This is a genomic window from uncultured Devosia sp. (assembly GCF_964244875.1).
Taxonomy (GTDB): Bacteria; Pseudomonadota; Alphaproteobacteria; order Rhizobiales; family Devosiaceae; genus Devosia.
This window is the reverse complement of record NZ_CAXTKA010000010.1, coordinates 1-26,220: the sequence shown is the minus strand read 5'-3', so window position 1 is coordinate 26,220 and position 26,220 is coordinate 1. Positions and strand designations below refer to the sequence as shown.

27 protein-coding genes are annotated in these 26,220 nt (G+C 64.1%); 21 read left to right on the top strand and 6 right to left on the bottom strand.

Annotated features, from left to right (window positions below):
• The first annotated feature begins 9 nt into the window (after positions 1-9).
• The 5 genes from ACFE8X_RS12430 to ACFE8X_RS12410 all read left to right on the top strand — a co-directional run bounded on the left by ACFE8X_RS12430 (position 10) and on the right by ACFE8X_RS12410 (position 3,174).
• Positions 10-837 carry a carbohydrate ABC transporter permease gene (locus ACFE8X_RS12430; protein WP_375451891.1) on the top strand — a complete coding sequence of 276 codons (828 nt, stop codon included), beginning with the start codon at positions 10-12 and terminating at the stop codon, positions 835-837.
• A 4-nt stretch (positions 838-841) separates the two neighbouring features.
• Positions 842-1,837: an arabinan endo-1,5-alpha-L-arabinosidase gene (locus tag ACFE8X_RS12425; protein WP_375451797.1), complete on the top strand. Its 996-nt coding sequence runs from the start codon at positions 842-844 to the stop codon at positions 1,835-1,837.
• A 157-nt stretch (positions 1,838-1,994) separates the two neighbouring features.
• The gene (locus ACFE8X_RS12420; protein ID WP_375451796.1) at positions 1,995-2,354 is read left to right on the top strand and encodes a DUF6481 family protein; all 360 of its coding nucleotides are present in this window, start codon (positions 1,995-1,997) and stop codon (positions 2,352-2,354) included.
• A gap of 260 nt (positions 2,355-2,614) precedes the next feature.
• Positions 2,615-2,830 (top strand): cold-shock protein, encoded by a 216-nt coding sequence (locus ACFE8X_RS12415; protein WP_299723032.1) that lies wholly within the window; start codon positions 2,615-2,617, stop codon positions 2,828-2,830.
• Positions 2,831-2,961: 131 nt separating this feature from the next.
• Complete coding sequence (locus tag ACFE8X_RS12410) at positions 2,962-3,174, top strand: hypothetical protein (protein WP_375451795.1); 213 nt, start codon at positions 2,962-2,964, stop codon at positions 3,172-3,174.
• On the opposite strand, the gene ACFE8X_RS12405 is transcribed toward ACFE8X_RS12410, so the two are convergent.
• Positions 3,171-3,632: a MarR family winged helix-turn-helix transcriptional regulator gene (locus ACFE8X_RS12405; RefSeq protein ID WP_375451794.1), complete on the bottom strand. Its 462-nt coding sequence runs from the start codon at positions 3,630-3,632 to the stop codon at positions 3,171-3,173. The genes ACFE8X_RS12410 and ACFE8X_RS12405 overlap by 4 nt on opposite strands.
• Before the next feature lie 120 nt (positions 3,633-3,752).
• On the opposite strand from ACFE8X_RS12405, the gene ACFE8X_RS12400 reads away from it, so the two are divergent.
• Positions 3,753-5,465 (top strand): MFS transporter, encoded by a 1,713-nt coding sequence (locus ACFE8X_RS12400; RefSeq protein ID WP_375451793.1) that lies wholly within the window; start codon positions 3,753-3,755, stop codon positions 5,463-5,465.
• Positions 5,466-5,470: 5 nt separating this feature from the next.
• Here ACFE8X_RS12400 and ACFE8X_RS12395 read toward each other — a convergent pair whose 3' ends face one another.
• Positions 5,471-6,385, bottom strand: coding sequence for a phosphotriesterase (locus ACFE8X_RS12395; RefSeq protein WP_375451792.1), 915 nt, complete (start codon positions 6,383-6,385; stop codon positions 5,471-5,473).
• A gap of 298 nt (positions 6,386-6,683) precedes the next feature.
• Here ACFE8X_RS12395 and ACFE8X_RS12390 point away from each other — a divergent pair, with 298 nt between their 5' ends.
• Positions 6,684-7,451, top strand: a complete 768-nt coding sequence (locus tag ACFE8X_RS12390) for a Crp/Fnr family transcriptional regulator (protein WP_375451791.1) — start codon at positions 6,684-6,686, stop codon at positions 7,449-7,451.
• On the opposite strand, the gene ACFE8X_RS12385 is transcribed toward ACFE8X_RS12390, so the two are convergent.
• Positions 7,448-9,046 (bottom strand): sensor histidine kinase, encoded by a 1,599-nt coding sequence (locus ACFE8X_RS12385; RefSeq protein ID WP_375451790.1) that lies wholly within the window; start codon positions 9,044-9,046, stop codon positions 7,448-7,450. The genes ACFE8X_RS12390 and ACFE8X_RS12385 overlap by 4 nt on opposite strands.
• Before the next feature lie 299 nt (positions 9,047-9,345).
• Complete coding sequence (locus ACFE8X_RS12380) at positions 9,346-11,514, bottom strand: TonB-dependent receptor domain-containing protein (RefSeq protein ID WP_375451789.1); 2,169 nt, start codon at positions 11,512-11,514, stop codon at positions 9,346-9,348.
• Positions 11,515-11,727: 213 nt separating this feature from the next.
• Between ACFE8X_RS12380 and hemP the strand changes: the two genes are divergently transcribed.
• The 12 genes from hemP to ACFE8X_RS12320 all read left to right on the top strand — a co-directional run bounded on the left by hemP (position 11,728) and on the right by ACFE8X_RS12320 (position 21,913).
• Complete coding sequence (gene hemP, locus ACFE8X_RS12375) at positions 11,728-11,889, top strand: hemin uptake protein HemP (RefSeq protein WP_375451788.1); 162 nt, start codon at positions 11,728-11,730, stop codon at positions 11,887-11,889.
• A 10-nt stretch (positions 11,890-11,899) separates the two neighbouring features.
• On the top strand, positions 11,900-12,952 hold the full coding sequence (locus ACFE8X_RS12370) for a hemin-degrading factor (protein WP_375451787.1): 1,053 nt from the start codon (positions 11,900-11,902) through the stop codon (positions 12,950-12,952).
• 48 nt (positions 12,953-13,000) lie between these two features.
• Positions 13,001-13,840: a hemin ABC transporter substrate-binding protein gene (locus ACFE8X_RS12365; protein WP_375451890.1), complete on the top strand. Its 840-nt coding sequence runs from the start codon at positions 13,001-13,003 to the stop codon at positions 13,838-13,840.
• Positions 13,837-14,931 (top strand): FecCD family ABC transporter permease, encoded by a 1,095-nt coding sequence (locus ACFE8X_RS12360; RefSeq protein WP_375451786.1) that lies wholly within the window; start codon positions 13,837-13,839, stop codon positions 14,929-14,931. Before ACFE8X_RS12365 ends, ACFE8X_RS12360 begins: the two co-directional genes overlap by 4 nt.
• Before the next feature lie 4 nt (positions 14,932-14,935).
• Entirely contained in the window at positions 14,936-15,754 is an 819-nt protein-coding gene (locus ACFE8X_RS12355) for a heme ABC transporter ATP-binding protein (RefSeq protein ID WP_375451785.1), read from the top strand.
• Positions 15,754-16,176 (top strand): hypothetical protein, encoded by a 423-nt coding sequence (locus ACFE8X_RS12350; RefSeq protein WP_375451784.1) that lies wholly within the window; start codon positions 15,754-15,756, stop codon positions 16,174-16,176. The genes ACFE8X_RS12355 and ACFE8X_RS12350 overlap by 1 nt, the downstream gene beginning before the upstream one ends.
• Before the next feature lie 11 nt (positions 16,177-16,187).
• Entirely contained in the window at positions 16,188-16,880 is a 693-nt protein-coding gene (gene tolQ / locus ACFE8X_RS12345; protein ID WP_375451783.1) for a protein TolQ, read from the top strand.
• The gene (locus ACFE8X_RS12340; RefSeq protein WP_375451782.1) at positions 16,880-17,326 is read left to right on the top strand and encodes an ExbD/TolR family protein; all 447 of its coding nucleotides are present in this window, start codon (positions 16,880-16,882) and stop codon (positions 17,324-17,326) included. Before tolQ ends, ACFE8X_RS12340 begins: the two co-directional genes overlap by 1 nt.
• Before the next feature lies 1 nt (position 17,327).
• Positions 17,328-18,377, top strand: coding sequence for a TonB family protein (locus ACFE8X_RS12335; protein ID WP_375451781.1), 1,050 nt, complete (start codon positions 17,328-17,330; stop codon positions 18,375-18,377).
• A 136-nt stretch (positions 18,378-18,513) separates the two neighbouring features.
• The gene (locus tag ACFE8X_RS12330; RefSeq protein ID WP_375451780.1) at positions 18,514-20,157 is read left to right on the top strand and encodes an electron transfer flavoprotein-ubiquinone oxidoreductase; all 1,644 of its coding nucleotides are present in this window, start codon (positions 18,514-18,516) and stop codon (positions 20,155-20,157) included.
• Positions 20,158-20,232: 75 nt separating this feature from the next.
• Positions 20,233-20,982, top strand: a complete 750-nt coding sequence (locus tag ACFE8X_RS12325; RefSeq protein WP_375451779.1) for an electron transfer flavoprotein subunit beta/FixA family protein — start codon at positions 20,233-20,235, stop codon at positions 20,980-20,982.
• Position 20,983: 1 nt separating this feature from the next.
• Complete coding sequence (locus tag ACFE8X_RS12320) at positions 20,984-21,913, top strand: electron transfer flavoprotein subunit alpha/FixB family protein (RefSeq protein WP_375451778.1); 930 nt, start codon at positions 20,984-20,986, stop codon at positions 21,911-21,913.
• On the opposite strand, the gene ACFE8X_RS12315 is transcribed toward ACFE8X_RS12320, so the two are convergent.
• Together ACFE8X_RS12315 and ACFE8X_RS12310 are read right to left on the bottom strand one after the other, a co-directional pair.
• Complete coding sequence (locus tag ACFE8X_RS12315; RefSeq protein WP_375451777.1) at positions 21,897-22,904, bottom strand: NAD(P)H-quinone oxidoreductase; 1,008 nt, start codon at positions 22,902-22,904, stop codon at positions 21,897-21,899. The genes ACFE8X_RS12320 and ACFE8X_RS12315 overlap by 17 nt on opposite strands.
• Before the next feature lie 73 nt (positions 22,905-22,977).
• On the bottom strand, positions 22,978-23,301 hold the full coding sequence (locus tag ACFE8X_RS12310) for an HU family DNA-binding protein (RefSeq protein ID WP_375451776.1): 324 nt from the start codon (positions 23,299-23,301) through the stop codon (positions 22,978-22,980).
• Positions 23,302-23,535: 234 nt separating this feature from the next.
• Here ACFE8X_RS12310 and rirA point away from each other — a divergent pair, with 234 nt between their 5' ends.
• Entirely contained in the window at positions 23,536-24,000 is a 465-nt protein-coding gene (rirA, locus tag ACFE8X_RS12305; RefSeq protein WP_375451775.1) for an iron-responsive transcriptional regulator RirA, read from the top strand.
• A gap of 307 nt (positions 24,001-24,307) precedes the next feature.
• Positions 24,308-26,119 (top strand): ABC-F family ATP-binding cassette domain-containing protein, encoded by a 1,812-nt coding sequence (locus ACFE8X_RS12300; protein ID WP_375451774.1) that lies wholly within the window; start codon positions 24,308-24,310, stop codon positions 26,117-26,119.
• Positions 26,120-26,220: the final 101 nt, after the last annotated feature.

Below are 26,220 nucleotides of genomic sequence, written 5' to 3'. Positions count from 1 at the left end.
CGCCGCGCCCTGCGCGCGTTCGATATCGGTGGCATTGCGCTGACCGTGCTGACGCTGGTGATCGCCCTGATTTGGGCCTTCCCGCTGTATTGGGCCATCATCACCACGCTCAAGCCCGAGGCCCAGGTGGTCCAGCCCGGCCTCAACCTGATCCCCAAGACCTGGACCTTCGACAATTACTGGCACGTCCTGTTCAACACCAATATCGGCCGCTGGTACCTCAATTCCCTGATCACCGCCTCCGGCGTGACCCTGATCGTCATCTTCATGAGCCTCACCTGCGGCTATGCCATCAGCCAGCTCAACTTCCCCGGCCGCAAGCTGCTCTGGTTCCTGATCCTGGCCAGCTTCATGGTTCCCATCCAGGCTTTGATCGTCAACCACTTCATCCTGGTCAGCCAGATGAAGCTGATCAACAACTGGCTTGGTGTCATCCTGCCCCAGCTGATCGCGCCGGTGACCGTCATCGTTTACAAGCAGTTCTTTGACTCCGTGCCCAAGGAACTGCGCGAGGCGGCCATGATGGACTCGGCCAGCGAGTTCGGCATCCTGTTCCGGATTTACCTGCCCATGAACTGGGGCATCACCACGGCCTTGGCGATCATCACCTTCATCGGCTCCTGGAACGCGTTCCTCTGGCCGTTCCTTGCCGTTACCAAGCAGGAAGCCATGAACGTCGCCGTGGGCATCACCCAGGTCGATGACGCTTTTGGCGTGCAATATGCGCGCGAGCTGGCCGGTGCCGTTTCGGCAGCTTTGATCGTGGCAGTGCTGTATCTGATCTTCCAGCGCCGCGTCACCCAGGCGATCATGCTGTCGGCGGGCATCAAGGGGTAACGCCATGGCGCGCCTGCTGTCAGCCCTGGTCCTCTGCCTGCTGGCCCTGCCCGCTCTGGCAGAGGACCGGCCCACCCAACCCGTCTTGCGCGGCGATCTGGATATTCACGATCCCACCCTGGCCATCGTCGAGGGCGCCTATATGGCTTTCGGCACGGGCGAGGAGGGCGGCATATATCGCGGCGCCATCCGGGCCAAGACCTCTCCCGATGGCATCAGTTGGACCGATGCCGGCGCCGTCGGCAAGGGCCTGCCCAAATGGGTACGACCGGCGCTGGGCTTTCAGCCGCTCAATATCTGGGCGCCTTCGATCAGCGCGCGTGACGGCCGCCACTTTCTCTACTATGCCGTTTCGGTCTTCGGCATCCAGGTCAGCGCCATTGGCCTGATGACCAATGACGCGCTCGATCCGGCGGCGCCCGGGCAAGGCTGGCAGGACCAGGGCATGATCGTCCAGAGCCGGCAGGGCGACGATTTCAACGCCATCGATCCCTATCGCATCGACACCGCCGATGGCCGGGCCTGGCTCGTCTTCGGCTCCTATTGGGATGGCATCCGCCTGATCGAGATCGATCCCGCCGGCGGCAAGGCGCTGGACCCCGCGGCGCCGCCCCTCGCCCTGGCGTCCCGCAACGGCGCCGGCATCGAGGCGCCGGCAATCCTGGAACACGATGGCAAATTCTATCTGTTCGTCTCGTTCGATCAATGCTGCGCCGGGCTCGACAGCACCTACCACATCATGGTGGGCCGCGCCGATGCCATCACCGGCCCTTACCGCGACCGGGCCGGGAACGACATGATGGCGGGCGCCGCCCAAAGCGTGCTGGCCGCCACCGGCCGTTATATCGGGCCCGGCGGCCAGGAAAGCTTCGTCGCCGGCGATGTCCCAAGCCTGGTCTATCACTTTTACGATGGTGACGATCGGGGCCGCTCCAAGCTGCAAACCGCGCCCATCCTGTGGACCGATGACGGCTGGCCCTATTTGCCCGAGCTCCCCTGATACGCTTGCGGCGCCGCGCAAAAACCGCGGTCGCGTGGCACCAAGTGTTGTCCTGTCGCGTTCAATCGGCTAAAGCCACCGCGTTTGCCGCATGGGACTGGCTTGGCCATCGGAACGCGCGGCGACGATTTCGACATTGCCTCAAACAGGACCAGACATGAAGCAGCCCAAGGAAGCCGGTTTCGCCGAACGCCGTAACAATGCCGTCGCGGCCAAGAAACTGTTGCTCCAGAAATTCCAGGCAGCGCCCAAGCCTGACGACCCCGAAATGATCGCCAGGCGTGCCGAGCGCGAAGCCACTGCCGCCGCGCGCGAGCTTCGCCAGGCCGAACGCGCCCGCCTCAACGCGGAAGCCGCCGAGGCCAAGCGTCTGGCCGACGCCGCCGCTGCTGCCGCCGAAGCCGAAGCGGCCGCGGCACGCGAGATCGCCGAGCGCGAACGCGAGGCCCAGAGCGAAGAAGAGCGCAAGGCCGAACGCGACCGCCGCTACGCCGCCCGCAAGGCCCGCAAGCGTTAAGCCGTCTTTGTTTGCGGGCCCGGCCTGCACCACCGGTTGGGGGCTCGAACAGCACCAGCCGGCCGGCACTGGCCCGCTCTTTACTTTTGCCAAACAAAGGTAGATAAGGGCGCTACGTTTTCAGCCATCGTCGGCTGCCTGATCGCTGGTTCGCCGGCCCTGGCTCCCCTCTTTACTTTGCGAACGTTTACATCCCCTTGGCATGTTGCCATTGGGTATTCGCTCGTTCGCTTGTGCTTCGGGCTATCAGGATTATCATCATGGCCACCATCAACGGTACCGTCAAATTTTTCAACACCACCAAGGGCTTCGGCTTCATCTCGCCTGAAGGCGGCGATAAGGACGCGTTCGTCCATATCTCTGCTGTCGAGCGCTCGGGCCTGCAGGGCCTGTACGAAGGCGACAAGGTGACCTACGAGCTCGAGACCGGCCGCGACGGCAAGATCTCGGCAACCAACCTGACCCTGGTGCAGTAACACCGCTCACGGCCATCAGGCCGGTCACTGAAAGCGGCGCCTTCGGGCGCCGTTTTTCGTTTGGGCATGGGCGGAACCCCGGGCCGGGCAGGGGTGTTGCCTCAATTCTCCCAACACCGCCGCAGGCGCCGATGACCGCAACACCCGATCTCAGCCCAATCCCTGATCTTGACGAAGACCTGATCAATGGCCTCGATCGGTTCATCGCCGATCGCGACGGCGCGCCCGCCGGCCATCTCAGCCGCAACGATGCCATCAACGCCATCCTGCGCGAGTGGTTGACAGACCAGAACTATATCCATCGCCCCCCGGCCGATCCCGAGGATCTCGAAGAGCCCGGCTAAGCGTCGTTGCCGCCCTGGCCATCCCGCTCCGCCGCCGCCTTGATCGCGCCGAACACCCGTAGTGCCGCCTCGATATCGCCCGGCCCGATATCCTCGAACGTGCGCAGCCGGAATGCTGCCAGGTCCGCTTCGATCTCCCTCAGCCGGCTTTGGCCTTCGTCAGTCAGGTCCAATAGGTTGGCGCGCCGATCCGACGCGTCGGGCACGCGCACCACCAGGCCCGCCGCTTCCAGGTCGTCCAGGATCCGCACCAGCGACGCCCCCTCCATGCCGCAATAATCCGCCAGCACGTTCTGGCGCACCTTGCCGCCCAGCCGCCCGATCCACAGCAGCGGCGCCGCGCCCGCTTCCGCCACGCCATGGCGGGCCACCGCCTCGCGCGCCAATTTGCGCCACATCCGTCCCGCCACTACCATGTCGGCGGTAAAAATGCGCAGCAGCTCTGCAAAATCCGTCATATTAATTAGTTAGCATCCTAGTTATATACCCTCGCAGGGGATATCACCCACACCGACGTTTGCGGCAGCGACCCTGAGATCGCCGCCCACCGAACGCGACACCACATCTATGTTGAAGTCATGTCGAACCTAGATACAAGCCTCGCCCGCGGCGATCGCCACAAATGGCTGGTGCTGAGCAATACCACGCTCGGCGTTTTTGCCGCCTCCGTGACCGGCTCGATCATCCTGATCAGCCTGCCGGCGATCTTTCGCGGCATCGGCCTGCAGCCGCTCGATCCGGGCAATACCAATACCCTGCTCTGGACCATCATGGGCTATATGGTGGCGACCGCCGTCCTGGTCGTCACCTTCGGACGGCTGGGCGATATTTTCGGGCGCGCCCGCATCTACAATCTGGGCTTTGCCATCTTCACCCTGGCCTCCATTGCCCTCAGCTTCATGCCCACCGGCGACGGCGCCGCCGGCTATCTGGTGTGGATGCGCATCCTTCAGGGCGTCGGCGGCGCCATGTTGACCGCGACCTCGACCGCCATCCTGGTGGATGCCTTTCCGCCGCACCAGCGCGGCCTGGCTCTGGGCATCAACACCATGGCCATCATCGGTGGCCAGTTCATCGGCCTCATCCTGGGCGGCGTGCTGGCCGATGTGAACTGGCGGCTGATCTTTTGGGTCAATGTTCCCATCGGGCTGATCGGCACCATCTGGGCCTTCGTCAGCCTGCGCGACCAGACCCCGCCGCAACGCCATGGCGGGCTCGACTGGTGGGGCAACATCACCTTCGCCGTCGGCCTCGTGCTGGTGTTGATCGGCGTCAATGACGGCATCCAGCCGCACGGCGCCGATCTGATGGCCTGGGGCAGTCCCAAGGTCCTGCTCGAGCTTTTGCTCGGCCTGGCCTTCCTTGTCGCCTTCTATGCCATCGAAAAGCGCGTCGCGCGTCCGATGTTCGATCTGAACCTGCTGCGCATCCGCCCCTTCGCCGCCGGCATTTCGGCCAGCCTGCTGACCTCCATCGCGCGGGGTGGCCTGCAGTTCATGCTGATCATCTGGCTCCAGGGCATCTGGCTGCCGCTGCATGGCTACAGCTTTGAATCCACCCCGCTCTGGGCCGGCATCTTCATGCTGCCGCTGACCCTGGGCGTGCTGCTCTCGGGCCCGGCCGCCGGCATCCTGTCCGATCGCTACGGCTCGCACCGCTTCGCATCCGGCGGCATGGTGCTGGGCGCCGCGACCTTTTTCGGGCTGATGCTGCTGGGCGCCGATTTCCCCTATCCCGTCTTTGCCCTGTTGCTGTTCGTCAATGGCGTCGCCTCGGGCCTGTTCAGCGCGCCCAACGGCACCCAGATCATGAACGCAGTCCCCGCCGCCGAGCGCGGCCAGGCCTCGGGCCTGCGCGCCACCACCATGAATGCCGGGCAGGTGCTCTCCATCGGGGTGTTTTTCACGCTCATGATCATCGGCCTCGCCTGGAGCCTGCCCGCGGTGATGCAAACACGCCTGATCGCGCAGGGACTGCCCGCCGATATTGCCGCCCAGGTCGCCGCCGCCCCGCCGGTCGCCAGCCTCTTTGCCGCGTTCCTGGGCTATAATCCCATGGGCGAGCTGATTCCCGCCGCAGCCCTGGCTGCGCTGGCGCCCGACCAATTGGCCACCATCACCGGCAGCCATTTCTTCCCCGACCTGCTTTCGGGTCCGTTCATGGTCGGCATCAAGATCGCCTTTTCCATCTCCCTGGTGCTGTATCTGGCTGCGGCCTGGATCTCGTGGTGGGGCGGCTCCACCCGCCAGCAGGAGGCTGCCGAGGAACGCCGCCTGCAAGCCGCCCAATAGCGCGCCTAGCGGGCAAACGCCGCGAACGGATTGTCCCGCGTCAGCCCGTCCAGCACCTCCTGGCTCACCCCGGCGTCGCGCAGCATCGGCAGCATGACCTCGACCAGCCGCGTATAGGGCCGGGGCGTGCCCCCGCCCGGCTGGGCCGGGTCGTACCAGCCCAGATCGTGGCTCAGCAGCAATTGCCCGCCCAGCCCCGCCCCTAACGCCCGAAGGATCAGCGCGCACACCTCGGCGTCGGGATCGCGCCCGATATGATCGTATTCGATCCAGGCCCCGCGCGCCGCCACCGCCTGGTGCAGGCCGAAGTCGGGCTCGGCCTGGGTATGGATGGAAATGAACCGCTCGGCCCGGTAGCCTTCGTCCTCGATGATGTCGAGTTGGTCCATCACCACCCGGCCGGCAATGGTGTGCGAGCCGATCACCGCGCCCGTCTGCTGCCCCGCCCGCGCCGCCGCCCGCAGGATGCGCTCCTCCAGCGCCGTGATTCCATCGTCCCCGGCGCTGAGCTTGATCCAGCCGGCGGTTACCCCGCTCTCCTCGATCTGGCCGGTCAGTTCCCCGACCATCCAGGCCTCCAGTGCATCGCCGCTGGCGCTCCGGATCCAGTGGGGGATCCACGGTTCGCGATAATTGCCCGTCGGCACCACGATCGGCAGGCCGGTGGCCTGCGACACCGCCAGGTCGATATCGGCGCGCCGGCCGACCCCGCCGGTGCTGCATTCCACCAGCGCGGTAATGCCCTGGCGCTGGATCGCGGCGATCTGCGGCGCCATCAGCGCCACCACGTCGGCCGTCTCGGCCTCTGCATAACCCGCCTGGTCGGGCGTGCGCAAATCCACGAACACATGCTCGTGCGGCAGGATCATGCCCAGCTCGTCCTTGCCCAGGCGCCCCAATGTGGTGATCAGCTGCTTCATGCTCGCTCCTCCGGTCTGGCGCTAGGCTCGCCCATCGCCCCCGCATTGGCAAGCGCTCGAGGCAGTGGAAACCGTCGCTGCCGGCCGATCGATTCGACCCTTGACGCGAGCCCGCTTGCCTGCACTTAACCTATGTTAACCCAGGACCGTCCCAACCCGCGCGATTTGTACGTTTTGTTCAATTTATGAACGTCAGTCGTGCTTGTGCCGTCCGTGGACGAGCGTACAATGTTGCCATCGTCCGCACGTTTTTGGGCGGACGGCCGGGCAATATCTGCTCTTGCCAATGGGAAGAGCTATGTCTCAAGTCTTCGGCGATCGATCGCGAAATCTTCTGCTCAACGGTATGGACCCGGACGATTACGCCCTGATCAAGGACGAATTGTCGCCTACCCAACTCGTGTTCAAGGACGTTATTGAGCATCCCGGCGAGCCGATCGACTATGTTTACTTCCCCGAAGAAGGCATGTTGTCCATTGTTTCGCGGTTCAGCAGCAGCCGTGACGTCGAGGTCGGCGTGGCCGGCCGCGAAGGCATGTCGGGTGGTCACATGCTGCTGAACGACCGGTTTCCCACTTACGCCACCAATGTTCAGGTCGCCGGCTATGCCCAGCGCCTGCATGCCGATGTGCTGAGCCAGGCGATCGCCCAAAGCCGGCGGCTGCACGATTTCCTGCTGCGCTTCGTGCGCGCCGCTGAAATCCAGACGGCCTCGACCGCATCGGCCAATGGCCGCGCCAAGCTTGAGGAGCGCCTGTCGCGTTGGCTGCTGATGACCCACGACCGCATTATCGGCGACCGGCTCGAAGTCACCCATGATCTGCTGTCCACCATGCTCGCCTGTCGTCGCCCCGGCGTCACCGTGACCCTGCACATGCTGGAGGGCCGGGGCCTGATCCGCTCCAATCGCGGCCACATCATCGTCCTCGACCGCGACGGGCTCGAGGAAACCGCCAATGGCTCCTATGGCTTGGCGGAAGCCGAGTATAAGCGCCTGCTCGGCCATGACTTCCGCCTGCGCGGCGCGTCCAGGCGCTTGCCCACCCCGGCAACCGTCGGGGCCTAGGCCGCCACGCCCACCAGCGCAAAGACCAGCACGAAGCGGGTGCCGTTCGCCGCTTCGAAGCGGTAGTCGGCGTCCAGTTGGGCCGCCAGTCCCCGGATCAGCCGCGTGCCCATGCCCTTGCTGTCGCTGGCAGGATCGAAGCCCACGCCATTGTCGCTGATCGTCAGCCGCGCGCGCCCGTCCGCCAGCGTGCTCAGGGCGATGCTGATGTGCCCCTCCCGCCCGTCGGTAAAGCCGTGCTTGACCGCGTTGGAGACCACTTCGTTGATCAACAGGCCCAGCGGCAGCGCGTGCTCGCGATCCACCTCCGCCGGCTCCACCTGGCAGGCGATGCTCACCCCGTCGCCATAGCTCTCGCGCAATTCCTGTACGAGCTTGGGGATATAGTCGGCCACGTCCACCCGCTCGAACTGGTCGGAGCGATAGATGTGCTCGTGCACCGCCACCATTGCGGCGATCCGGCGGTCCATTTCGCGCTTGGCGTCCGCCGGCAGCTTCTGCAGTTGCACCAGTGCCGAAACCTGCTGCAGGTTGTTTTTCACCCGATGGTGAAATTCGCGGAACAGCGTCTGGTTGCCGTCGAGCGCCAGGCTCAATGCCTGCCGGGACAATTCGTCCCGCCGCAGCAGTCTGGCCGTCCACAGCGCCATCAGCAACAGCCCGATCAGCCCCGGCACCGCCACGATCAACACCGTGCGCAGGCTCTGCCAATAATTGGCAAAAGCCTCGCTTTGCGAGATTGCGGCGATCGCCACCAGGGGATGGCCGTCGACGCGCCGGTACGCGACCACGCGATCGACGCCATCGGTCGGCGACCGCGCGAAATACGTTCCGCTCATGCTTTTTGGCAGGTAATCGGTGAATAGCACATATTTGCTGAGATCCTGCGGCGCGTCGGGCACCGGATCGCGCGTGATCAGCAGGCCGTCGTCGCGAAACAGCGCCACCGTCGATTGCGGACCCAGTTCGAGCGAACTGCGGAACTGCGACAGCACCGTTGCGGGCAAGACAATGATCGCGCAACCCACGAACACCCCGTTTCGCTCCAGGCGCTTGGCCACCACGAACACGTTTTCGCCGATCGAGCGAGACGTGATCAATTGGGAAATTTCGAACGGCCGGCCCGCCTTGATCGCGAGGAAATAATCCCGGTCTGCCGCATTGACGCGTTGCGATGTGCCCGCATTGGTCAGGCGCGGCATGCCATTGGCATCGAACACCCAGGCCTGCACGTTCCCGGGCAGGCTCTGCACGGCTTCGTTGAGATCGCCAATCGCATCGGCTTGTAGCGCGGAGAGCCGATCGCCCGCTGCCGCATCGATCCGCCGCAATGCCTGGAAGCTGGCCTCCATCAGCCATTGGGTATGCGCCGCCACCACATAGGCCGATGCTGTGGCCCGCGTCTGCGAGCGCGAGACTGCGTCCTGATAGGCTCCATAGATCATATAGGCGGTCAGTGCCGAAAACAGCACGAGAAACAGCTCCGTCAACCCCATCGTGACGATGGGCGCGCTGACTCTTCCGTCGAGTGTCCTGGGCAAGACGCGCCGCAAACCGGTCTCCAGCTTCAGGCGAAGCCGGTCCAGAATAAGCATAACCTAAGTCAAGTTCAAGGGCTTCGCCCTTACCCGTCTTATAACAAAATCAGCGACTTCGCCCGGCTTTGGTTATTCTTTTCGATGCTGCACGCGTTCCTGCCGACCCGCTCGAGGTGACCCTGGGCGGCATTTCCGGTTAAACCCTTCCAAAGCGCGCAGAAATAAGCCCTGGTCCTCGAGAAGACCAGGGCAGCTACGATCCTAGCGTCAAAAATCCTAGCAAGGTGCCAACGGCCCGCATGTCCGCAGGTTCCTGGTACGGTGGCAGACCAACTGTTCAAGTCGCACCGGAACGCTCAGTAGTCGAATTGCTTGGCCAGCGTCAGCTTGAATGTCCGCCCGATCGAGCGGTCACCCGACAGGTTCTCGCGGAAGTCCTCATCGAACACATTGTCGATACCCGCCGTCAGTTCCGTGCCCGCGAACTGGCCCTGTGATGGCTTCCAGCTGGCAAACAGATCGAGCGTCGCGAACGCTTCGGCCGTGCCATCAGCCACCACCTGGCCCTGCTGGATGGCCGGGGCCACATAGCGGCCTGCCGCTGCCAGCGTCACCCTTGCGCCATAGTTCAAGTCCCAGTCCGAATTCTTGCCGACCAGCGTTGCAACCAGCTTGCTCTGCGGCACCGTGCTCAGCGGCGTGTCGGTCACCAGGTTTTCCCCCACCGTCACCGAATAGGCCAGGTTGGCGTAGAACCATTCATTGTCATAGGACCCCTCCACTTCCAGCCCGTAGATGCGCGCCTTGCCGATATTGCCGTAATAGGCGGGCGCGGGCACCGCGATGCCGGGCGTCGCATTGGACGTGATCAGATCGGTCAAATCGCTGTAGAATGCCGTGGTCTTGATGCTGGCGCTGTCCCCGTCCTGGAACAGGTCATAGTCCGATAGCGTGATGCCGCCCTCGACGGTATTGGCGCTCTCCTTGCGCAGGCCCAGGCTTGCCGTCTTGCCTGAACTGCCCAGCGGACTGCGCACGCTGGCCGGTGTGGCCGCCGCCACCGAATAAAGCTCGTCGATCGTAGGCAGGCGTTCGGTATGGGCGATCGAAGCGAACAGGCCCACGGTCTCGTTGACCTGGTAAAGCGCCGCAAGCTTGGGCGAAAATGCCGAACCATCACGTTCGGGCACTCCGGTCGTCGTCGGCTCGACCCAGTGGAAATCGCCGCGCGCGCCGGCGATCAGCGTCAGCTTTTCGTTCCACACGAATTCGTTCTGCGCATAGATCCCCAGCTTGTCCTCGGTGCCCTGCGGATGGGCAGGCAGTGGCAGGGCCGTGCCGGGCCGGGTCGCGGTGCGCCCCTGCTTGCTGCCCTGGAACCCGAAGGTGAAGAAGTTCTCGAAGTCGTCGCCGATCCACTCCACCGTGTTGTCGGCCTTGAGTTGCCAGGTCTTGTAGCCATAGCGCGTGTCGGCAAACAGATTGGTGCCCGTATTGGGCGTGACTGGCCCGCCCAGCACGGCACGATGATTGGTCTGCTCGTTGGTCGTGTCCGAATAGCTGACGTTGACCTTGAGATCGACCCAGGGATTGTCCGTTGCCGGGTTCTCCCACACCAGTACGGCGGTTTGGTCGATCACCTCGCGGTCGATAAAGCCGAATGCCGCCTGCGTCGAGGTTTGTGCATAGGGCTGGTCCTTGGCATCGCTGTACCAGCGCTGGTAGGACGCCCGCAACGTCTGCTCGTTATTGTCGCCGAAGTGCAGCGTGCCCTTCAGCAGGCCCGACCAGGTGTCGAACGCCGAGCCTTCGAGCGGCGTGCCCTTGGCCAGGTCCAGATTGTCGCTGCGCCGCCAATTGCCCGTGGCCAGCACTTCGAACGTATCGGTGATCTGCTGCGCCACCACTGCCGAGGTCAGCGTCTGCAGCCCATTGCTGGAAAAGCTGGTCTTGAGCCGCGCGGCCCCGCCATAGCCCTCCCTGATGAAGTTGGAAGCATCCTTGGTGGTGAAGTTGATCACTCCGCCCAGGGCGCCCGCGCCATACAGCGTCGAGGATGCCGGGCCGCGCAGCACTTCCACCTGCTTGTACAATTCCGGATCGGAAAAGAACGAGCCCATGCGGTACTGCTCGTTGAACTTGGGCGTCCCATCCACATTGACGATGACGCGCGAGCCGTCCGACGAATTTTCCGTCGTGCCGATGCCGCGGATGTTGAATGCCTCGCCGAACTGACGATCGCTGCCCACCATGCTGACGCCCGGCACGCTTTCGAAGATGTCGCCGGTGGTGCTGGCCTGCAACTGGTCGATATCGGCCTGGTTGATCACTGTCACCGCCTGCGGCGTGTCGATGGCGATCTTGGGCGCACCCGCCCCGATCACCAGGCGCTCGAGCAGCGTGATATTGCTCATATTGACGGTCTGTGTCGGCGTCGTCGCCCGTCCGGCCGCCCCTTGCAGCGCGATCGCGCTCAAAGCCACGCCGCCCATCAGCGCAACCGCGCCCGTCTTCACCAGCCCCATTCCAAACTCCTGATTGTTCTGTGCGCACTGGCTGGCTGGGGGCTGGCTGGCAGTGACGGCCATAAAACATGACCAATAAAATCACCTATTGCGCTTGGTAGATAAGCTGATTATTAGAGTCAACTAATAACGCAACGCCCCGCCAGCCATCCGCCACGCGGCAACAGCTTGAAACAGCACGATTTCATGCCCCTATGGATGGATACGGCAGCTATGGCCGACAGCGACAGCAGCGCCCGAACCGCCACGATTTCGCCGCGCCTGATCGACTCGGCGACCCTGTTCGATGGCGCCAACGAGCTCATCATCCTCCACAACGGCACCCCTTACCGCCTGCGCATCACGCGCCAGGACAAGCTCATTCTCACCAAATAGGGCCGCCCCAGTGACCAACGCCACCCTCAAGACCCCAAGCGAAATCCGTGCCCTGCGGGCCCTGCATCCGCAAATGCGCGAGCGCGATTTTGCCCGCATCCACGCCATCTCCGAGGCTGAGCTGGTCGCCGCCTTTATCGGCCAGACCGTTACCCGGCTCGAACCCGATCTGCCTGTGCTGCTCAACGGGCTCGCCGCCTGCGGCGAGATCATGGCCCTGACCCGCAACGAAAGCGCCGTGCACGAAAAGATCGGCGCGGTGGAAAAGGTAGTGGTCGGGGCCCATGCCTCCATGGTGCTCGGCGCCCAGATCGACCTGCGCCTATTCCCCTCCAAATGGGCCTTCGGCTTTGCGGTCGAAAAGCCCGGCGACGACGGCGCCATCCGCCACTCGCTGCAGTTCTTCGATGCGCAAGGCACGGCCGTGTTGAAGGTCCACGCCCGTCCGGCCACCAATATGGACGCCTGGAGCCTGCTCGTCGGCAAGCTGCGTGCGCTCGATCAGGGCCCGATCCTGACCCAGCCCAAGCCGGTGCCCGCAGCGCCTGGCACCCCTGCCGGCCTCGACGAGTTGCGCCGGCGCTGGTCGGCGATGACCGATACTCACCAGTTCTTCGGCCTGCTCAAGGCGCTGAACTATCCCCGCCTTACCGCCCTCGAAACGGTTGGCGAGGATTACGCCTGGCAGCTCGACCATGCCGCCGTCGCCGGCCTGTTCACCGCCGCTGCCGGCACCGACCTGCCGCTGATGGCCTTTGTCGGCAATCATGGCTGCATCCAGATCCATTCCGGCCCCATCACCACCGTCAAGACCATGGGCCCCTGGCTCAACATCATGGACGACACCTTCCACCTGCATCTGCGCCTCGACCAGGTCGCCGCCGTCTGGGGCGTGCGCAAGCCCACTGCGGACGGTCACGTCACCTCCCTCGAGGTCTATGACGAAAATCGCGAGCTGATCATCCAGTTCTTCGGCAAGCGCATCGAGGGCTCCGACGAGCGCGTCGCCTGGCGCGATCTGGTGCAAAACCTGCCCCTGTTTTCCCAAACCAACGCCGCTTGAGGACCCGTGATGCGCTGTGCCTCCAAAATCGTCGTCGCCGTTAGCGTAATGCTGACATTAGTGGCCCCGACGCTGTCGTTTGCGCAGGCGGTGAAACCCTTCGCCGATACCTCGCGCCTGGTCTCCATCGGTGGGTCGCTGACCGAGATCATCTATGCCCTGGGCGAGCAAAAACGCCTTGTCGCCCGCGACCAGACCGCCACTTATCCCCCCCAGGTGCTCGATCTCCCCGATGTCGGCTATATGCGCGCCTTGGCCCCCGAAGGCGTCCTTTCGGTCACCCCCACGGCCCTGCTCGTCATCGCTGGCAGCGGCCCGCCCGAAGCCCTCGACGTACTCTCCCATGCCGGAATTGCCTACCAGACCGTGCCCGAGGTTTTCTCCCATCAAGGCATTCTGGCCAAGGTCCGCGTCGTCGGGCAAGCCCTTGGTGTGCCTGAAAAATCCGAGACCCTCGCCGCCGAGCTCGACGCCGCCCTGAACGCTGTCCAGGCGCGCACCGCTGCCCTTTCCCAGCGCAAGACCATCCTCTTCATCCTCTCCACCCAGGGCGGCAAGATCCAGGCCTCCGGCACCGGCACCGCCGCCAACGGCATCATCGAACTGGCCGGCGCCCGCAACGCCGTCACCGATTATTCCGGCTACAAGGCCCTGACCGAAGAGGCCATCATCGCCGCCAATCCCGATGTCATCCTGATGATGGATCGCGGCGGCGACCATGGCGGCACCGATGCCGACCTGCTTGCCCACCCCGCCATTGCCCTCACCAAAGCCGGCCAGAACCGCGCCATCATCCGCCTCGACGGTGCCTATCTCCTGGGCTTCGGCCCCCGCACTGCCAGCGCCGCCGGCGAACTCGTCGACGCCCTTTACGGCAAGGTCCCATGAGCGCTTCGGTGTCCATAACAGGCGATTTTACCCGCGCTCCCGCCGGCGACCGTTCGGCTGTGGGCCGGCGCGCCGTAGTTATCCTCGCCCTTATCCTGCTTGTCACCATGGCCCTCTCCATGACCACCGGCGCCTCCGGCGCCTCGGCGCTCAACCTCGTTTTCTCCTGGTTCGGCCCCACCATCGCCGATCCCGCCGCTCTCCCGCGCGACCAGACCGTCATCTACCAAATCCGCCTCCCGCGCATGATCCTGGGCGTCCTCGTCGGCGCTGCGCTCGCCGTCTCGGGCCTTCTGATGCAGGGCCTGTTCCGCAATCCGCTGGCCGATCCGGGCCTCGTCGGCGTCTCGGCCGGCGCCGGGCTCGGCGCCGTCGGCATTATCGTGCTCGGCACCAGCCTGCTGGCACCGCTAACCGCCCTGCTGGGCATCTATTCCCTTCAAATCGCATCCTTTTTCGGCGGCCTGATCACCACGTTCCTGCTCTATCGCATCGCCACCCGGGCCGGCCAGACCGCGGTTCCCACCATGATGCTGGCCGGCATCGCTATCGGCGCCCTGGCTGGCGCCATCACCGGTGTTCTGGTCTATGTCGCCACCGACAGCCAGTTGCGCGACCTGACCTTCTGGGGCCTGGGCTCCTTGTCTGGCGCCAATTGGACCAAGATCATGGCCTCCGGCCCCATCATCCTCGCCGCCCTCGCTGCCTCGGCTTTCCTTGCCAAAGGCCTCAACGCCCTGACCTTGGGCGAGGCCACCGCAGGCCATCTCGGCCTGCCGGTGCAGCGCTTCAAGCTGGCCACCATCGTCGCCGTCGCCGCCGCGACCGGCGCCTCGGTCGCGGTTTCCGGCGGCATCGGCTTTGTCGGTATCGTCGTGCCGCATCTGCTGCGTCTGATCATCGGCCCCGATCATCGTTTTCTGCTGCCCGCCTCGGCCCTGCTCGGCGCCTCGTTCCTCTTGCTGGCCGATGCCGTCAGCCGCCTCGTCGTTGCCCCGGCCGAATTGCCCATCGGCATCGTCACCGCAGCCGTCGGCGGTCCCTTTTTCCTCTGGATATTGCTGGCCCGCCGCAATGCGCTGCCCTGGTGATGCCATGATCCAAGCCTGCGATGTCAGCGTCACGACCTCCGGTTGCCGCATCCTGGAGGACGTCAGCCTTATTGCCAAAGCGGGGCAATTGACCGCCATCATCGGCCCCAACGGCTCGGGCAAGACCACGCTGCTCAAAGCGCTGTGCCGCGACTACGCCTATGACGGTCTGATCTCCATCAACGGCCGTGACCTGCAATTGCTGCGCCCCATCGAGATGGCCGGGATGCGTGCCGTGCTGCCCCAGCATAACGCGCTGCCGTTCCCCTTCACCGTACGCGAAGTGGTCGCCCTGGGGCTCGCCTCCGGCCTTTCCGGCGTGCCGCTGTCCGCCCGCAAGCGCCTGCCCGAGGAAGCTCTGGCCCGCGTCGATCTCGATGGTTTCGCCGGCCGCTTTTACGGCGAGCTCTCCGGCGGCGAACAGCAGCGCGTCCAGCTTGCCCGCGTGCTCTGCCAGGTCTGGGTGCCGGTGCTCGATGGCATGCCGCGCTACCTGTTGCTCGACGAGCCGGTCTCCAGCCTCGATATCAAGCATCAGTTGCTGGTCATGGACGTGGCTCGCGCCTTTGCCAATGCCGGTGGCGGCGTCATCGCGATCCTGCATGATCTCAACCTTGCCGCCATCTATGCCGATGCGATCCTGGCGCTACGCGAGGGGCGCTTTGTCGGCTTCGGCGCGCCATCCGTGGTGCTGACCGATAGCCTCCTGGCCGATGTGTTCGATTGCCCGATGCGCGTCAATCAGCCTCCCGTTCCGGGTATTCCCTTCGTGCTCCCCCAATCCGCCATCCGCTCGGATGGCCGCCAGTCCAAGGTTGCCTGATGTCCACCCTCTTCAAAGCCGTCGCGCTCGTCATGGCCCTGGCCGCACCCGTCACGGCCCAGCAGGAAGCTCCTGCAGCGCTGGATCTCGAACTCAATGCCCTGCAACCGACCCAAAACGGCTGTCGCATCACCTTCCTAGCCGCTAACCGACTTGCGGCTCCGATTGATCGCGCCGCCATCGAAACGGCCCTGTTCGACGCCGATGGTGTCATCGATCGCATCGTTACCCTCGATTTCAAGGCGCTGAGGCCGGGCAAGACCAAGGTCTTGCAGTTCGAACTGGCCGACCTCCCTTGTGACGGCATCGGCCGGGTGCTGATCAACGACATTTCGGCCTGCGAGGGAACCGGCCTTGCCCCCACCGTGTGCCTCGACAGTCTGAACACGGCGACGCGTCTTCCCATCACCTTCGGGCTTTAAGGATATCGCTGATGGACACCGCCGTTCCCGCCCACGATTTCTCCATGCTCGCTTTGTTTCTCCAGGCCGACTGGGTGGTCAAGGGCGTCATGATCGGCCTGCTGCTCGCCTCCGTCTGGTGCTGGGCCATCATCGCCAACCGCATTGCCGCCTATGCGAAGGCGCGTCGCGACATGGCCGCTTTCGACAAGGCCTTTGCGGGCGGCAAACCGCTGGCCGATCTGCGCCGTGACTACGCCGACACAAACGCCTCCGGCCTCTCCGCTGTCTTCATCGCTGCCATGGACGAATGGGACAAGAGCCACGCCGCCCAGGCCACCGCCGGCGGGCTGCAAAGCCGCCTTGAAATCGCGCTCGATCTGGCCGTCACCGAACAAAGCGCCAAGCTGGAACAGCGCCTTGGCTTTCTTGCCACCATCGGCAGCGCCGGCCCGTTCATGGGCCTGTTCGGCACCGTCTGGGGCATCATGAATGCCTTCACTGCTATCGCCGCCGCCGAAAACACCAGCCTCGCGGTCGTCGCCCCCGGCATTGCCGAGGCGCTGCTCGCCACCGCACTGGGCCTGCTCGCCGCCATCCCGGCAGTGATCGCCTACAACAAGCTCAGCGCCGATGCCGGCAAGCTGATTGCACGCCACGAAGGCTTTGCCGATCGCCTCGTCGCCTTGCTGTCGCGCCAGATCGATGCGGGCAGGGCGCTCTGATGGGCATGTCCGCGGGTGCTGGCAAGGCCGCTGGCCGGCGCGGGCGCCGTGGTCGCGCCGGCCCCATCAGTGAGATCAATGTCACGCCCCTGGTGGATGTCATGCTGGTATTGCTGATCGTCTTCATGGTCGCCGCTCCGCTCATGACCATGGGCGTTCCGGTCGATCTGCCGCAAACCCCTGCCCAGGCCATGCCGGTCGATGCCAAGCCGATTACCGTCACAGTCACGCCTGATGGTGCCCTGTCTATCGACAACGCACCCGTTACCCTCGAGACGCTGGTCCCCACGGTCCGCACGCTCGCTACCCAGGGTACCGACGAGCGCCTCTACGTGCGTGGCGACGCTACCGCCCGATACGGCATGGTCATGCAGGTCATGGGCGCCCTTTCGGCTGCCGGTTTCGACAAGATCGGCCTCATCACCGAACAGCAGCAGGCCCCTTGATATGCATTACGCGCTTCCGGGATCGGCGCTGGCCCATGCCCTCGCACTCGGGGCGGGTCTGATGCTGTTTGCATGGCCGGAACCCAGCGATGCCCCGGCCGCGCAATCGGTGTCTGTCGAGCTGATAGCCATGGCCTCGGTCTCGGCCAACCAGACCGGCACCATTCAAAGCGATGCCGCCGACACTCTGGTATCCTCCGGCGCCGAGGCGTTGCCATCCACTAAGCCCCAGACCATCGTGGCACGAGAGCCGGAAACGCTGGACCCGGCAGTCAGGCCGGAAGCAGCGGAGCCGCCGCTGTTCGCTACGCTCCAACAAACCACCGCACCACGATTCACCTCGACCGAGCCGGTTGAGACCACACCGACTGAGCCCCAACGCCTGGAAATGGCTGTGCTGAGCGCCGTTTCGCCCGAGCCGCTGCAAGCCGAAGTTGTGGCGCCGGCAGCGCCTGGGCCAACAACGCCGTTGCAAAGGGCGCGGCCGGTTCAGCCCCTGCAGCAGGCCACTTTGCTCCCGGTCGAAATCACCGATCTCGAGCCCGCTCCGGTACCACATAGTCTGAGCCGCCCGCGTCCGTCCGAACCGACCCGGCGGCTGTCCTTGCAACAGACCGAAAGCTTGCCGCTACGGACCACTCCCAAGTCACCGGTTGCGCCGCCCCGACTGGCCGCTCCCGCCGGCAATGGCGGCCAGAATCAGGCGGACTCTGTCGCGGCGAGGCCCGCCACTGGCCAGGAGGGCAATGCCGGATTGGGCGGCGATGCCGAGGTGGCCCGCTATCCCAGCCAGGTCGTCGCCAAGCTGCGGCGCGCCTTGCGTTATCCGGGGGGCGCCGGGGGCGCCGCCGGCGAGGTGCATGTCCAGTTTACCGTCTCGGCTGGCGGCCAGCCGTCTGGCATGCGAATCGTCAAATCTTCGGGCAATGCTGTCATCGATCAGGCCGGCGTCGAAACCGTGCTGCGCGCTGCCCCGTTTCCGCCCATTCCGGCCGGAGCCAACCGGGCCAGTTGGGGCTTTATCGTCCAGCTCGCCTTCGTGCGCGGCTAAACCACGCGGCTTGGCGCAGACAATGTCCTGCCAGCGGCGGCTGTGGTAAAAACGCTTGCTCCATAGGGCGTTCGGCGCTTGCGGTGGTCGAAACGACAATGGTAAGGCCCACGCTCATAGCCCAACGAGTGCCGCCATGACCGAGCCCCGCGAAGAAATGGAATTCGATGTCGTCATCGTCGGTGCCGGCCCCGCAGGCCTGTCGGCCGCGATCCGTCTCAAGCAATTGTCGCCCGACCTTGCGGTGCTCGTCGTCGAAAAAGGCGCCGAAGTGGGCTCCCATATTCTGTCCGGGGCAGTGATCGATCCGACCGGGCTGGATCTCCTGTTGCCCGACTGGCGCGAGCGCGACACCCCCATCAAGACCGCGGTCTCGGCCGACCAGTTCCTGTGGCTGACCCAAACCGCTGCCATCCCTTTGCCGGGCTTCATCATGCCGCCATTGATGAGCAATCACGGCAATTATGTCGTCTCGCTGGGCAAAGTCTGTAGGTGGCTGGCGGCCGAAGCCGAAGCGCTGGGCGTCGACATCTATCCTGGCTTTGCCGGCGCCGAACTGCTGATCGAGGACGGCGTGGTGGTCGGCGTCGCGACTGGCGACATGGGCGTCGAAAAATCCGGCGAGCCAGGCCCCAACTTTGCTCGCGGCATCGCGCTCAAGGGCAAATATGTGCTGCTGGCCGAAGGCGTTCGCGGCTCGCTCAGCAAGCGCACCATCGCCGCATTCGGGCTGGCGAAGCAGGCCGACTTCCCCAAATACGGCATCGGTTTCAAGGAAATCTGGCGCGTCACCGACGCCAACCATCGGCCTGGCCTCGTGCAGCACACGCTGGGCTGGCCATTGCACAATTTAGTCGGCGGCGGCTCCTACCTATATCATCTGGAAGACAATCAGGTCGCTATCGGCCTGGTCGTTCATCTCGACTACAAAAATCCCTATCTGTCCCCGTTCGACGAATTCCAGCGCCTCAAGACCCATCCCGCGATCCGGCAAACCTTCGCCGGGGCCACGCGCCTCTCTTATGGCGCCCGCGCCATTTCGGAAGGCGGCTACCAGTCTATTCCCAAGCTGGCGTTTCCCGGTGGCGCCTTGATCGGCGACAGCGCCGGACTGGTCAATCTGCCGCGCATCAAGGGCAGCCATAATGCCGTCCTCTCAGGCATGCTGGCGGCCGAGCATGTTGTCACCGCGCTCGCATCCGGGCGCGCCAACGATACGCTGGCCGATCTCGATGCTGCCCTGCGCGCAGGCCCCATCGGCCGGGACCTGCACAAGGTGCGCAACGTCAAGCCACTGCTGGCCAAATTTGGAACCCTGCTGGGCATGGGTCTTGCCGGCATCGACATGTGGTGCATGACGCTGTTCGGCCTCTCCCCGTTCGGCACGCTCCGTCACAGCCAGGCCGACCACACCGCGCTCGAACCTGCCGCGCAGCACCGGCCGATCAACTATCCCAAGCGCGACGATGTACTGACTTTCGATCGGCTGTCCTCGGTGTTCATCTCGGGCACCCATCACGCCGAAAACCAGCCATCGCACCTGCACGTCGCCGATATGGCCCTGCAGAAATCCAGCGAGCTGGACATTTTCGCTGGTCCCTCCACCCGCTATTGCCCGGCCGGCGTCTATGAGTGGATCGGGCAGGGCGACGATGCCCGCTTCGTCATCAATGCCCAGAACTGCGTCCACTGCAAAACCTGCGATATCAAGGACCCCAACCAGAATCTCGACTGGGTCGTGCCCGAAGGGGGCGGCGGGCCGAACTACGTCAACATGTAGCCCCAAGCCGCGTGAAAACTTGCACGGACCCCTCGCGCCTGCTTTAAGCGCGGCAACGCTTCAGGATAGTCCGACATGAAAATTCTCGTGCCCGTCAAGCGGGTGGTGGATGCCTACGTCAAGATACGCCTCAATGCCGACGGCTCGGGCGTCGACACCGCCAACGTCAAGATGTCGATGAACCCCTTCGATGAAAATGCTCTCGAGGAAGCCATTCGTCTCAAGGAAGCCGGCAAGGCTAGCGAAGTCGTCGTAGTCACCATTGGCCCGGACAAGGCCGCCGAAACCCTCCGCGCGGGCTTGGCCATGGGCGCGGACCGCGCCATTCATATCAAGACCGAAGCGGCCCGCGTCGAGCCGCTCGCCGTCGCCAAGCTGCTCAAGGCCATCATCGCCGCCGAAACGCCCGGCCTGGTCATCATGGGCAAGCAGGCCATCGATGACGACAGCAACCAGACCGGCCAGATGCTCTCGGCCCTGCTCGATTGGCCCCAGGCCACCTTCGCCTCCAGGATCGAATTGGGAGATGCCAGCGTCGATGTCACGCGCGAAATCGATGGCGGCCTTCAGACCCTGCGGCTGTCGCTGCCGGCAGTGATCACCGCCGATCTGCGCCTCAACGCGCCGCGTTACGCCTCCTTGCCCAATGTCATGAAGGCCAAGAAAAAGCCATTGGACGAATCCAGCCCCGACATCCTCGGCGTTGATATGACGCCCCGCCTGACCATTTTGCAGACACGCGAACCCGCCAGCCGTCCGCCTGGCATCATGCTTGCCTCGCCCGAGGAACTGGCGGCCAAGATCAAGCAGTCAGGAGTGCTTTGACATGACGACCCTGCTGCTTGCCGAGCATGACGGCAAATCGTTGAACCAAGCGACAGCCAGGGTACTGACTGCCGCCACGGCGCTCGGTGCGCCGGTGCACCTGCTGGTCGCCGGTCATGGTGTCGGGCTGGTTGCCGAAGCGGCCGCCCAGTTGGACGGTGTCGCTAAGGTGCTGCTCGCCGATGGCGAGAGCCTGGCCCACCAGCGCGCAGAATCGGTCTCGGCTTTAATCGTCTCGCTCGCCCCCGGCTATGGCGCCATTGCCGCGCCAGCCACCGCATCGGGCAAGAACACGCTCCCGCGCGTTGCCGCTCTGCTCGATGTCATGCAGGTTTCCGAAGTTACCCGGATCGTTGGGCCCGATACCTTCGAGCGCCCGATCTATGCCGGCAACGCCATCGAAACCGTGCAGGCATCCGAAACCCTCGTGCTGACCATCCGTGCATCGGCCTTCGCGCCTGCCGGCGCGGAGGGTAATGCGCCGATCGAGGCGGTTGCCACCCCGCCCGACAGCGCCCGCTCGGTTTGGATCAGCGCCGAGCTGTCCCCGTCCTTGCGGCCCGAACTCAGCGGCGCGCGCGTGGTCGTCGCTGGAGGCAGGGCGCTGGGCTCCGCCGAGCAGTTCGAAGCGCTGCTCGCCCCGTTAGCCGACAAGCTCAATGCCGCCATCGGCGCCTCGCGCGCCGCCGTGGACGATGGTTATGCCCCCAATGACTTGCAGGTTGGCCAGACCGGCAAGGTCGTTGCGCCCGATCTCTACATCGCCGTCGGCATTTCCGGCGCCACCCAGCATCTGGCGGGCATGAAGAATGCCAAGATTGTCGTCGCCATCAACAAGGACGCCGACGCGCCAATCTTTCAGGTGGCCGATTTCGGGCTGGTCGGCGATCTGTTCACGCTCGTGCCGGCGCTGGTCAAGGCGCTGGATTGACTTCCAGGACGATCTTGCCGATGTGATCGCCGGCTTCCATCATCCGATGCGCCTGCGCGGCCTCGGCCAGCGGGAACACTTGATGCACGATGGGCAGGCACCGCCCCGCTGCAACCGCGGGCCACACCTGCGCCTGCAAACCCGCCGCAATCGCCGCCTTTTCGGCCGCACTGCGTGGCCGCATAGTGGAGCCAGTGATCCTGGCGCGCTTGGCCATGATCGCGGACAGGTTGAATTTTTCGACCACCGAACCGCCCATCATCCCCACCAGAACGATCGTGCCATCCTGCGCCAATACCCGCAGGTTCTGCTCGAAATACCGGGCCCCGACCAGATCGAGCACGATATCGACGCCGCGCCCCTTCGTGTGCTCCAGCACCACTGCGTCGAACACAGCATCCCGGTAGTTGATGGCAATCCCGCCCAGCGCGGTAACGGCTGCGCATTTCTCATCGCTGCCCGCCGTCGCGAAGGCCCTGATGCCGAATTCCCGGCACATCATCAGCGCGGTCGTGCCGATGCCGCTGGTGCCGCCATGGACCAGAGCCGTCATACCCGCCTTGGCGCCACCCAAGGCGAACAGATTGGCCCAGACCGTAAAGCAGGTCTCGGGGATGGCTGCCGCCTTGATCATGTCGACGCCGCTTGGTATCGGCAGCACCTGTCCGGCCGGGACGTTGCAGTACTGCGCATAGCCCCCACCGTTGGTCAGCGCGCAGACTTTGTCACCCATCGCAAATCCGGTGACGCCGTCGCCCAGTGCGACGATCTCGCCCGCAACTTCGAGGCCCGGAATAGGCGACGCATCGGGCGGCAGGGAATAGTGTCCTTGCCGTTGCAAGATATCGGGCCGGTTCACCCCAGCCGCTGCGACCTTGATCAGCACCTCACCCGCACGGGGCAGAGGCACCGGCGCCTCCCGTGCGTCCAGCACGTCGGGTGCGCCGAAGCGTGTGATTTCGATCTGCGTCATGGTTTGGGGTAATGGCATAATGGCTCACCGAACAGGACAGTGCGGCACTATTCACCGCAATCGCCTGCTGCGCCACAAGGGCGTGAACCGTTCAGCCAGCGCTGGGTTCCAGGACGCGTTCCTGTGTAAGCGCGGTGAGCGCGACGCGCAATTGCCCGCTCGGTATCAAGGTCACAGTATGGCGCGGCGCGATGCGGTGTTGTTCACCGGTCCTGGGATTGCGCCCCAGCCGTTCTGCCCGGGGGCGAACCGCCAGCGTGCCGAAGGCGCTGAGCTTGACATAATCTCCCGCCACCAGCCTGGCGCTTATGGTCGCGAACATCGCATCGCTGATCGCCGCAACATCGCCTTTGGAATGGCCGGTCCGGCGAGCCACAGCCGCGCACAACATTGCCTTGGTGATCGTCTCGGTCACAAGCAACTCCTCTTCCCGTTAAATTCATACGAGGAATTTAAAATCCTGTCCACAGGACCTGCATGCGAGTTGAAAATATGATCAAACCATTCAACTTTAGTTGACATAACTTAGAATCGTTATAAGCTGCAACGCATACTATTATCGGTTTCATGGCTGAAAGCCTCGCAAGTGCAGGCACTTCAGTTCTACCCAAACGAATCGACGGGCCGAACGCCCGGGGAAAGGTCGCAAGTGAGACTGACGCGCCAATCGAATTACGCGATCCGGGCCCTGGTCTATTGTGCGGTCAATCAGCCCGGCCTGAGCCGCGTTGCCGATATCGCCAAGGCCTATGCCATCTCCGAGCTGTTCCTGTTCAAGCTGATCAAGCCATTGGTGGAAAATGGCTTGCTCGAAACCGTGCGCGGGCGTCATGGCGGCATTCGCCTGGGCAAGCCCGCGGCTGAAATCACCCTGCTACAAACCATCATGCTGACTGAGGAAAGTTTTGCCTTGGCCGAATGCTTCGAGGACGGCGGTGCCGATTGTCCCCTGATCGGCGAATGCGACCTCAACAGCGCCTTGCGCGAGGCGCTCGGGGCGTTTTTCTCGGTTCTGGATGGCTATACCATCGCCGATCTCGCGAGCAAGAAGCGTAATCTGCGCGAACGCCTTGGCCTGCTGCTGCTTGAACCCGAACTTGCGGTTACGCACTAGGCGCAGCCTTTCTGCTCAGCCGTCATGGCGGCTCGACCTGCCTCGCATAATATGAGTTTGACACTCATATTAAATCATGGTTAGGTCGCTCCACAAATCGGAGCGACTGCCATCGCCTCGATTGGAACGACGGGGCTTGCTGCTACCGTCTCCCGGGCTGGCCAAGGTCCTCAACACCCTGGCCAGCCTTTGATCAATCCGTTTTGATCGCGGTCCCTTTAATTCTGGCGCATGCCCGGCCCTCGCCGCCGCGCATTGATCTCGATCCCCCACTATGCTCTATCCCGGCCAAACCACCGGAACCCTTATGGCTGCTGCACCCCTCTTATCGCTCCAGAACATTTCGCTGACCTTTGGCGGCTCGCGCCTGCTCGAAAGCGCCGAATTGATCGTCTCGCCGGGACAACGCATCGCCTTGGTCGGCCGCAACGGCTCTGGCAAATCGACCCTGCTCAAGATCGCCTCGGGCGAGGTCGGTCATGATGGCGGCCTGCGCTTTATCGAGCCCAGCGCCACCGTGCGCTACCTGCCCCAAGAGCCGGACCTGTCGGCGTTCAAGAGCACGCTGGATTATGTCGAAGGCGGACTTGGGCCGGGCGACGACATCTACCGCGCACAATACCTGCTCAATTCGCTGGGCCTGACCGGCGAGGAAAATCCCAAATCGCTTTCGGGCGGCGAGGGTCGTCGCGCGGCTTTGGCCCGCGTCCTTGCGCCCAAGCCCGATATCCTCTTGCTGGACGAGCCGACCAACCATCTCGATCTGCCCGCTATCGAGTGGCTGCAGTCCGAACTAGCCTCGATGCGCTCGGCCATGGTGCTGATCAGCCACGATCGTCGCTTTCTCTCCGATCTCACCCGCGCCACCGTCTGGCTTGATCGCGGCCTGACCCGCCGCCTTGACAAGGGTTTTTCCGCTTTCGAGGCCTGGCGCGACGCCGTGCTGGAGGAAGAAGAGCGCGACCGCCACAAGCTGGACCGCCAGATCGTGCGCGAGGAACATTGGCTGCGCTATGGCGTCACCGCGCGCCGCAAGCGCAATGTCGGCCGCCTCGAACGGCTTGGCACCTTGCGCCAGGATCGCCGCGAACAGCGACGCGTCACCGGTTCGGTCAACATGCAGGTTTCCGAGGGCCGCACCTCGGGCGCGCTGGTGGTGGAGGCCGAGAACATCCATAAATCCTATGGCAATCGCGTCATCGTCGCCGATTTCTCCACCCGCGTCTTGCGCGGCGACCGCATCGGCATCGTCGGTCCCAATGGCGCGGGCAAGACCACGCTGATCAAGATGCTAACGGGTCTTCTGGCGCCCGATAGCGGCAAGATCAGGCTCGGTTCGGCGATTGAACTGGCCATGCTCGACCAGGGCCGCGCCAAGCTCTTGCCCGAAACGCGTCTCAAGGACGCCCTGACCGGCGGTGGCAGCGACACCATCCACATCAATGGCGAACCGCGCCACGTCGTCGGATACATGAAGGATTTCCTGTTCACCCCCGAACAGGCCAGTACCCCGATCGGCAAGCTCTCGGGCGGCGAGCGCGCCCGTGTCGCTTTGGCCCGCGCCTTGTCGTTGCCCTCCAACTTCCTGGTGCTGGACGAGCCGACCAACGACCTCGATCTGGAAACCCTCGACCTGCTCGAGGAAATGGTGTCGGACTATACCGGCACCGCCATCATCGTCAGCCATGACCGCGACTTCCTCGATCGCGTCGCCACCTCCATCATTATCGCCGAAGGCGAAGGCGTTTGGACCGAGTATGCCGGCGGCTATTCCGATATGGTGATCCAGCGCGGCGAGGGCGTGAACGCCCGTGCGGCCATCACCAAGGCCCACCGGGCCGGCAAGACCGCTTTGCCCCAGACCACAGCGGCGACCGCCAAGCGCAAGCTCTCCTTCAAGGAAAAGCACGCGCTGGAGACCCTGCCCAAGCAGATCGAAAAATTCGAGGGCGAGATCAAGGTGCTCAACGCCACTCTGGCCGATCCAAAACTCTATGCCAAGAACCCCGACGCCTTTGCCGAGACGTCAAAGCTCTTGGCAACCACCGAATCTCGCCGCGCCAAGGCCGAAGAGGATTGGCTGGAGCTGGAACTGCTGCGCGAAGAACTGGAGGGGTAGGCACCCTCATCCGGCCTCCGCTTCGCTCGGCCACCCTCTCCCCGACGGGAGTGTTCACTTGGGACTCTGGATGAGGGATTGGTTGAAGAACATTGTGAGGG

Coding starts and splice junctions, on each gene's coding strand:
- ACFE8X_RS12425 (WP_375451797.1), top strand. CDS start 842: ATGGCGCGCCTGCTGTCAGCCCTGGTCCTCTGCCTGCTGGCCCTGCCC.
- ACFE8X_RS12420 (WP_375451796.1), top strand. CDS start 1,995: ATGAAGCAGCCCAAGGAAGCCGGTTTCGCCGAACGCCGTAACAATGCC.
- ACFE8X_RS12415 (WP_299723032.1), top strand. CDS start 2,615: ATGGCCACCATCAACGGTACCGTCAAATTTTTCAACACCACCAAGGGC.
- ACFE8X_RS12410 (WP_375451795.1), top strand. CDS start 2,962: ATGACCGCAACACCCGATCTCAGCCCAATCCCTGATCTTGACGAAGAC.
- ACFE8X_RS12405 (WP_375451794.1), bottom strand. CDS start 3,632: ATGACGGATTTTGCAGAGCTGCTGCGCATTTTTACCGCCGACATGGTA.
- ACFE8X_RS12400 (WP_375451793.1), top strand. CDS start 3,753: ATGTCGAACCTAGATACAAGCCTCGCCCGCGGCGATCGCCACAAATGG.
- ACFE8X_RS12395 (WP_375451792.1), bottom strand. CDS start 6,385: ATGAAGCAGCTGATCACCACATTGGGGCGCCTGGGCAAGGACGAGCTG.
- ACFE8X_RS12390 (WP_375451791.1), top strand. CDS start 6,684: ATGTCTCAAGTCTTCGGCGATCGATCGCGAAATCTTCTGCTCAACGGT.
- ACFE8X_RS12385 (WP_375451790.1), bottom strand. CDS start 9,046: ATGCTTATTCTGGACCGGCTTCGCCTGAAGCTGGAGACCGGTTTGCGG.
- ACFE8X_RS12380 (WP_375451789.1), bottom strand. CDS start 11,514: ATGGGGCTGGTGAAGACGGGCGCGGTTGCGCTGATGGGCGGCGTGGCT.
- hemP (WP_375451788.1), top strand. CDS start 11,728: ATGGCCGACAGCGACAGCAGCGCCCGAACCGCCACGATTTCGCCGCGC.
- ACFE8X_RS12365 (WP_375451890.1), top strand. CDS start 13,001: ATGCTGACATTAGTGGCCCCGACGCTGTCGTTTGCGCAGGCGGTGAAA.
- ACFE8X_RS12360 (WP_375451786.1), top strand. CDS start 13,837: ATGAGCGCTTCGGTGTCCATAACAGGCGATTTTACCCGCGCTCCCGCC.
- ACFE8X_RS12355 (WP_375451785.1), top strand. CDS start 14,936: ATGATCCAAGCCTGCGATGTCAGCGTCACGACCTCCGGTTGCCGCATC.
- ACFE8X_RS12350 (WP_375451784.1), top strand. CDS start 15,754: ATGTCCACCCTCTTCAAAGCCGTCGCGCTCGTCATGGCCCTGGCCGCA.
- tolQ (WP_375451783.1), top strand. CDS start 16,188: ATGGACACCGCCGTTCCCGCCCACGATTTCTCCATGCTCGCTTTGTTT.
- ACFE8X_RS12340 (WP_375451782.1), top strand. CDS start 16,880: ATGGGCATGTCCGCGGGTGCTGGCAAGGCCGCTGGCCGGCGCGGGCGC.
- ACFE8X_RS12335 (WP_375451781.1), top strand. CDS start 17,328: ATGCATTACGCGCTTCCGGGATCGGCGCTGGCCCATGCCCTCGCACTC.
- ACFE8X_RS12330 (WP_375451780.1), top strand. CDS start 18,514: ATGACCGAGCCCCGCGAAGAAATGGAATTCGATGTCGTCATCGTCGGT.
- ACFE8X_RS12325 (WP_375451779.1), top strand. CDS start 20,233: ATGAAAATTCTCGTGCCCGTCAAGCGGGTGGTGGATGCCTACGTCAAG.
- ACFE8X_RS12320 (WP_375451778.1), top strand. CDS start 20,984: ATGACGACCCTGCTGCTTGCCGAGCATGACGGCAAATCGTTGAACCAA.
- ACFE8X_RS12315 (WP_375451777.1), bottom strand. CDS start 22,904: ATGCCATTACCCCAAACCATGACGCAGATCGAAATCACACGCTTCGGC.
- ACFE8X_RS12300 (WP_375451774.1), top strand. CDS start 24,308: ATGGCTGCTGCACCCCTCTTATCGCTCCAGAACATTTCGCTGACCTTT.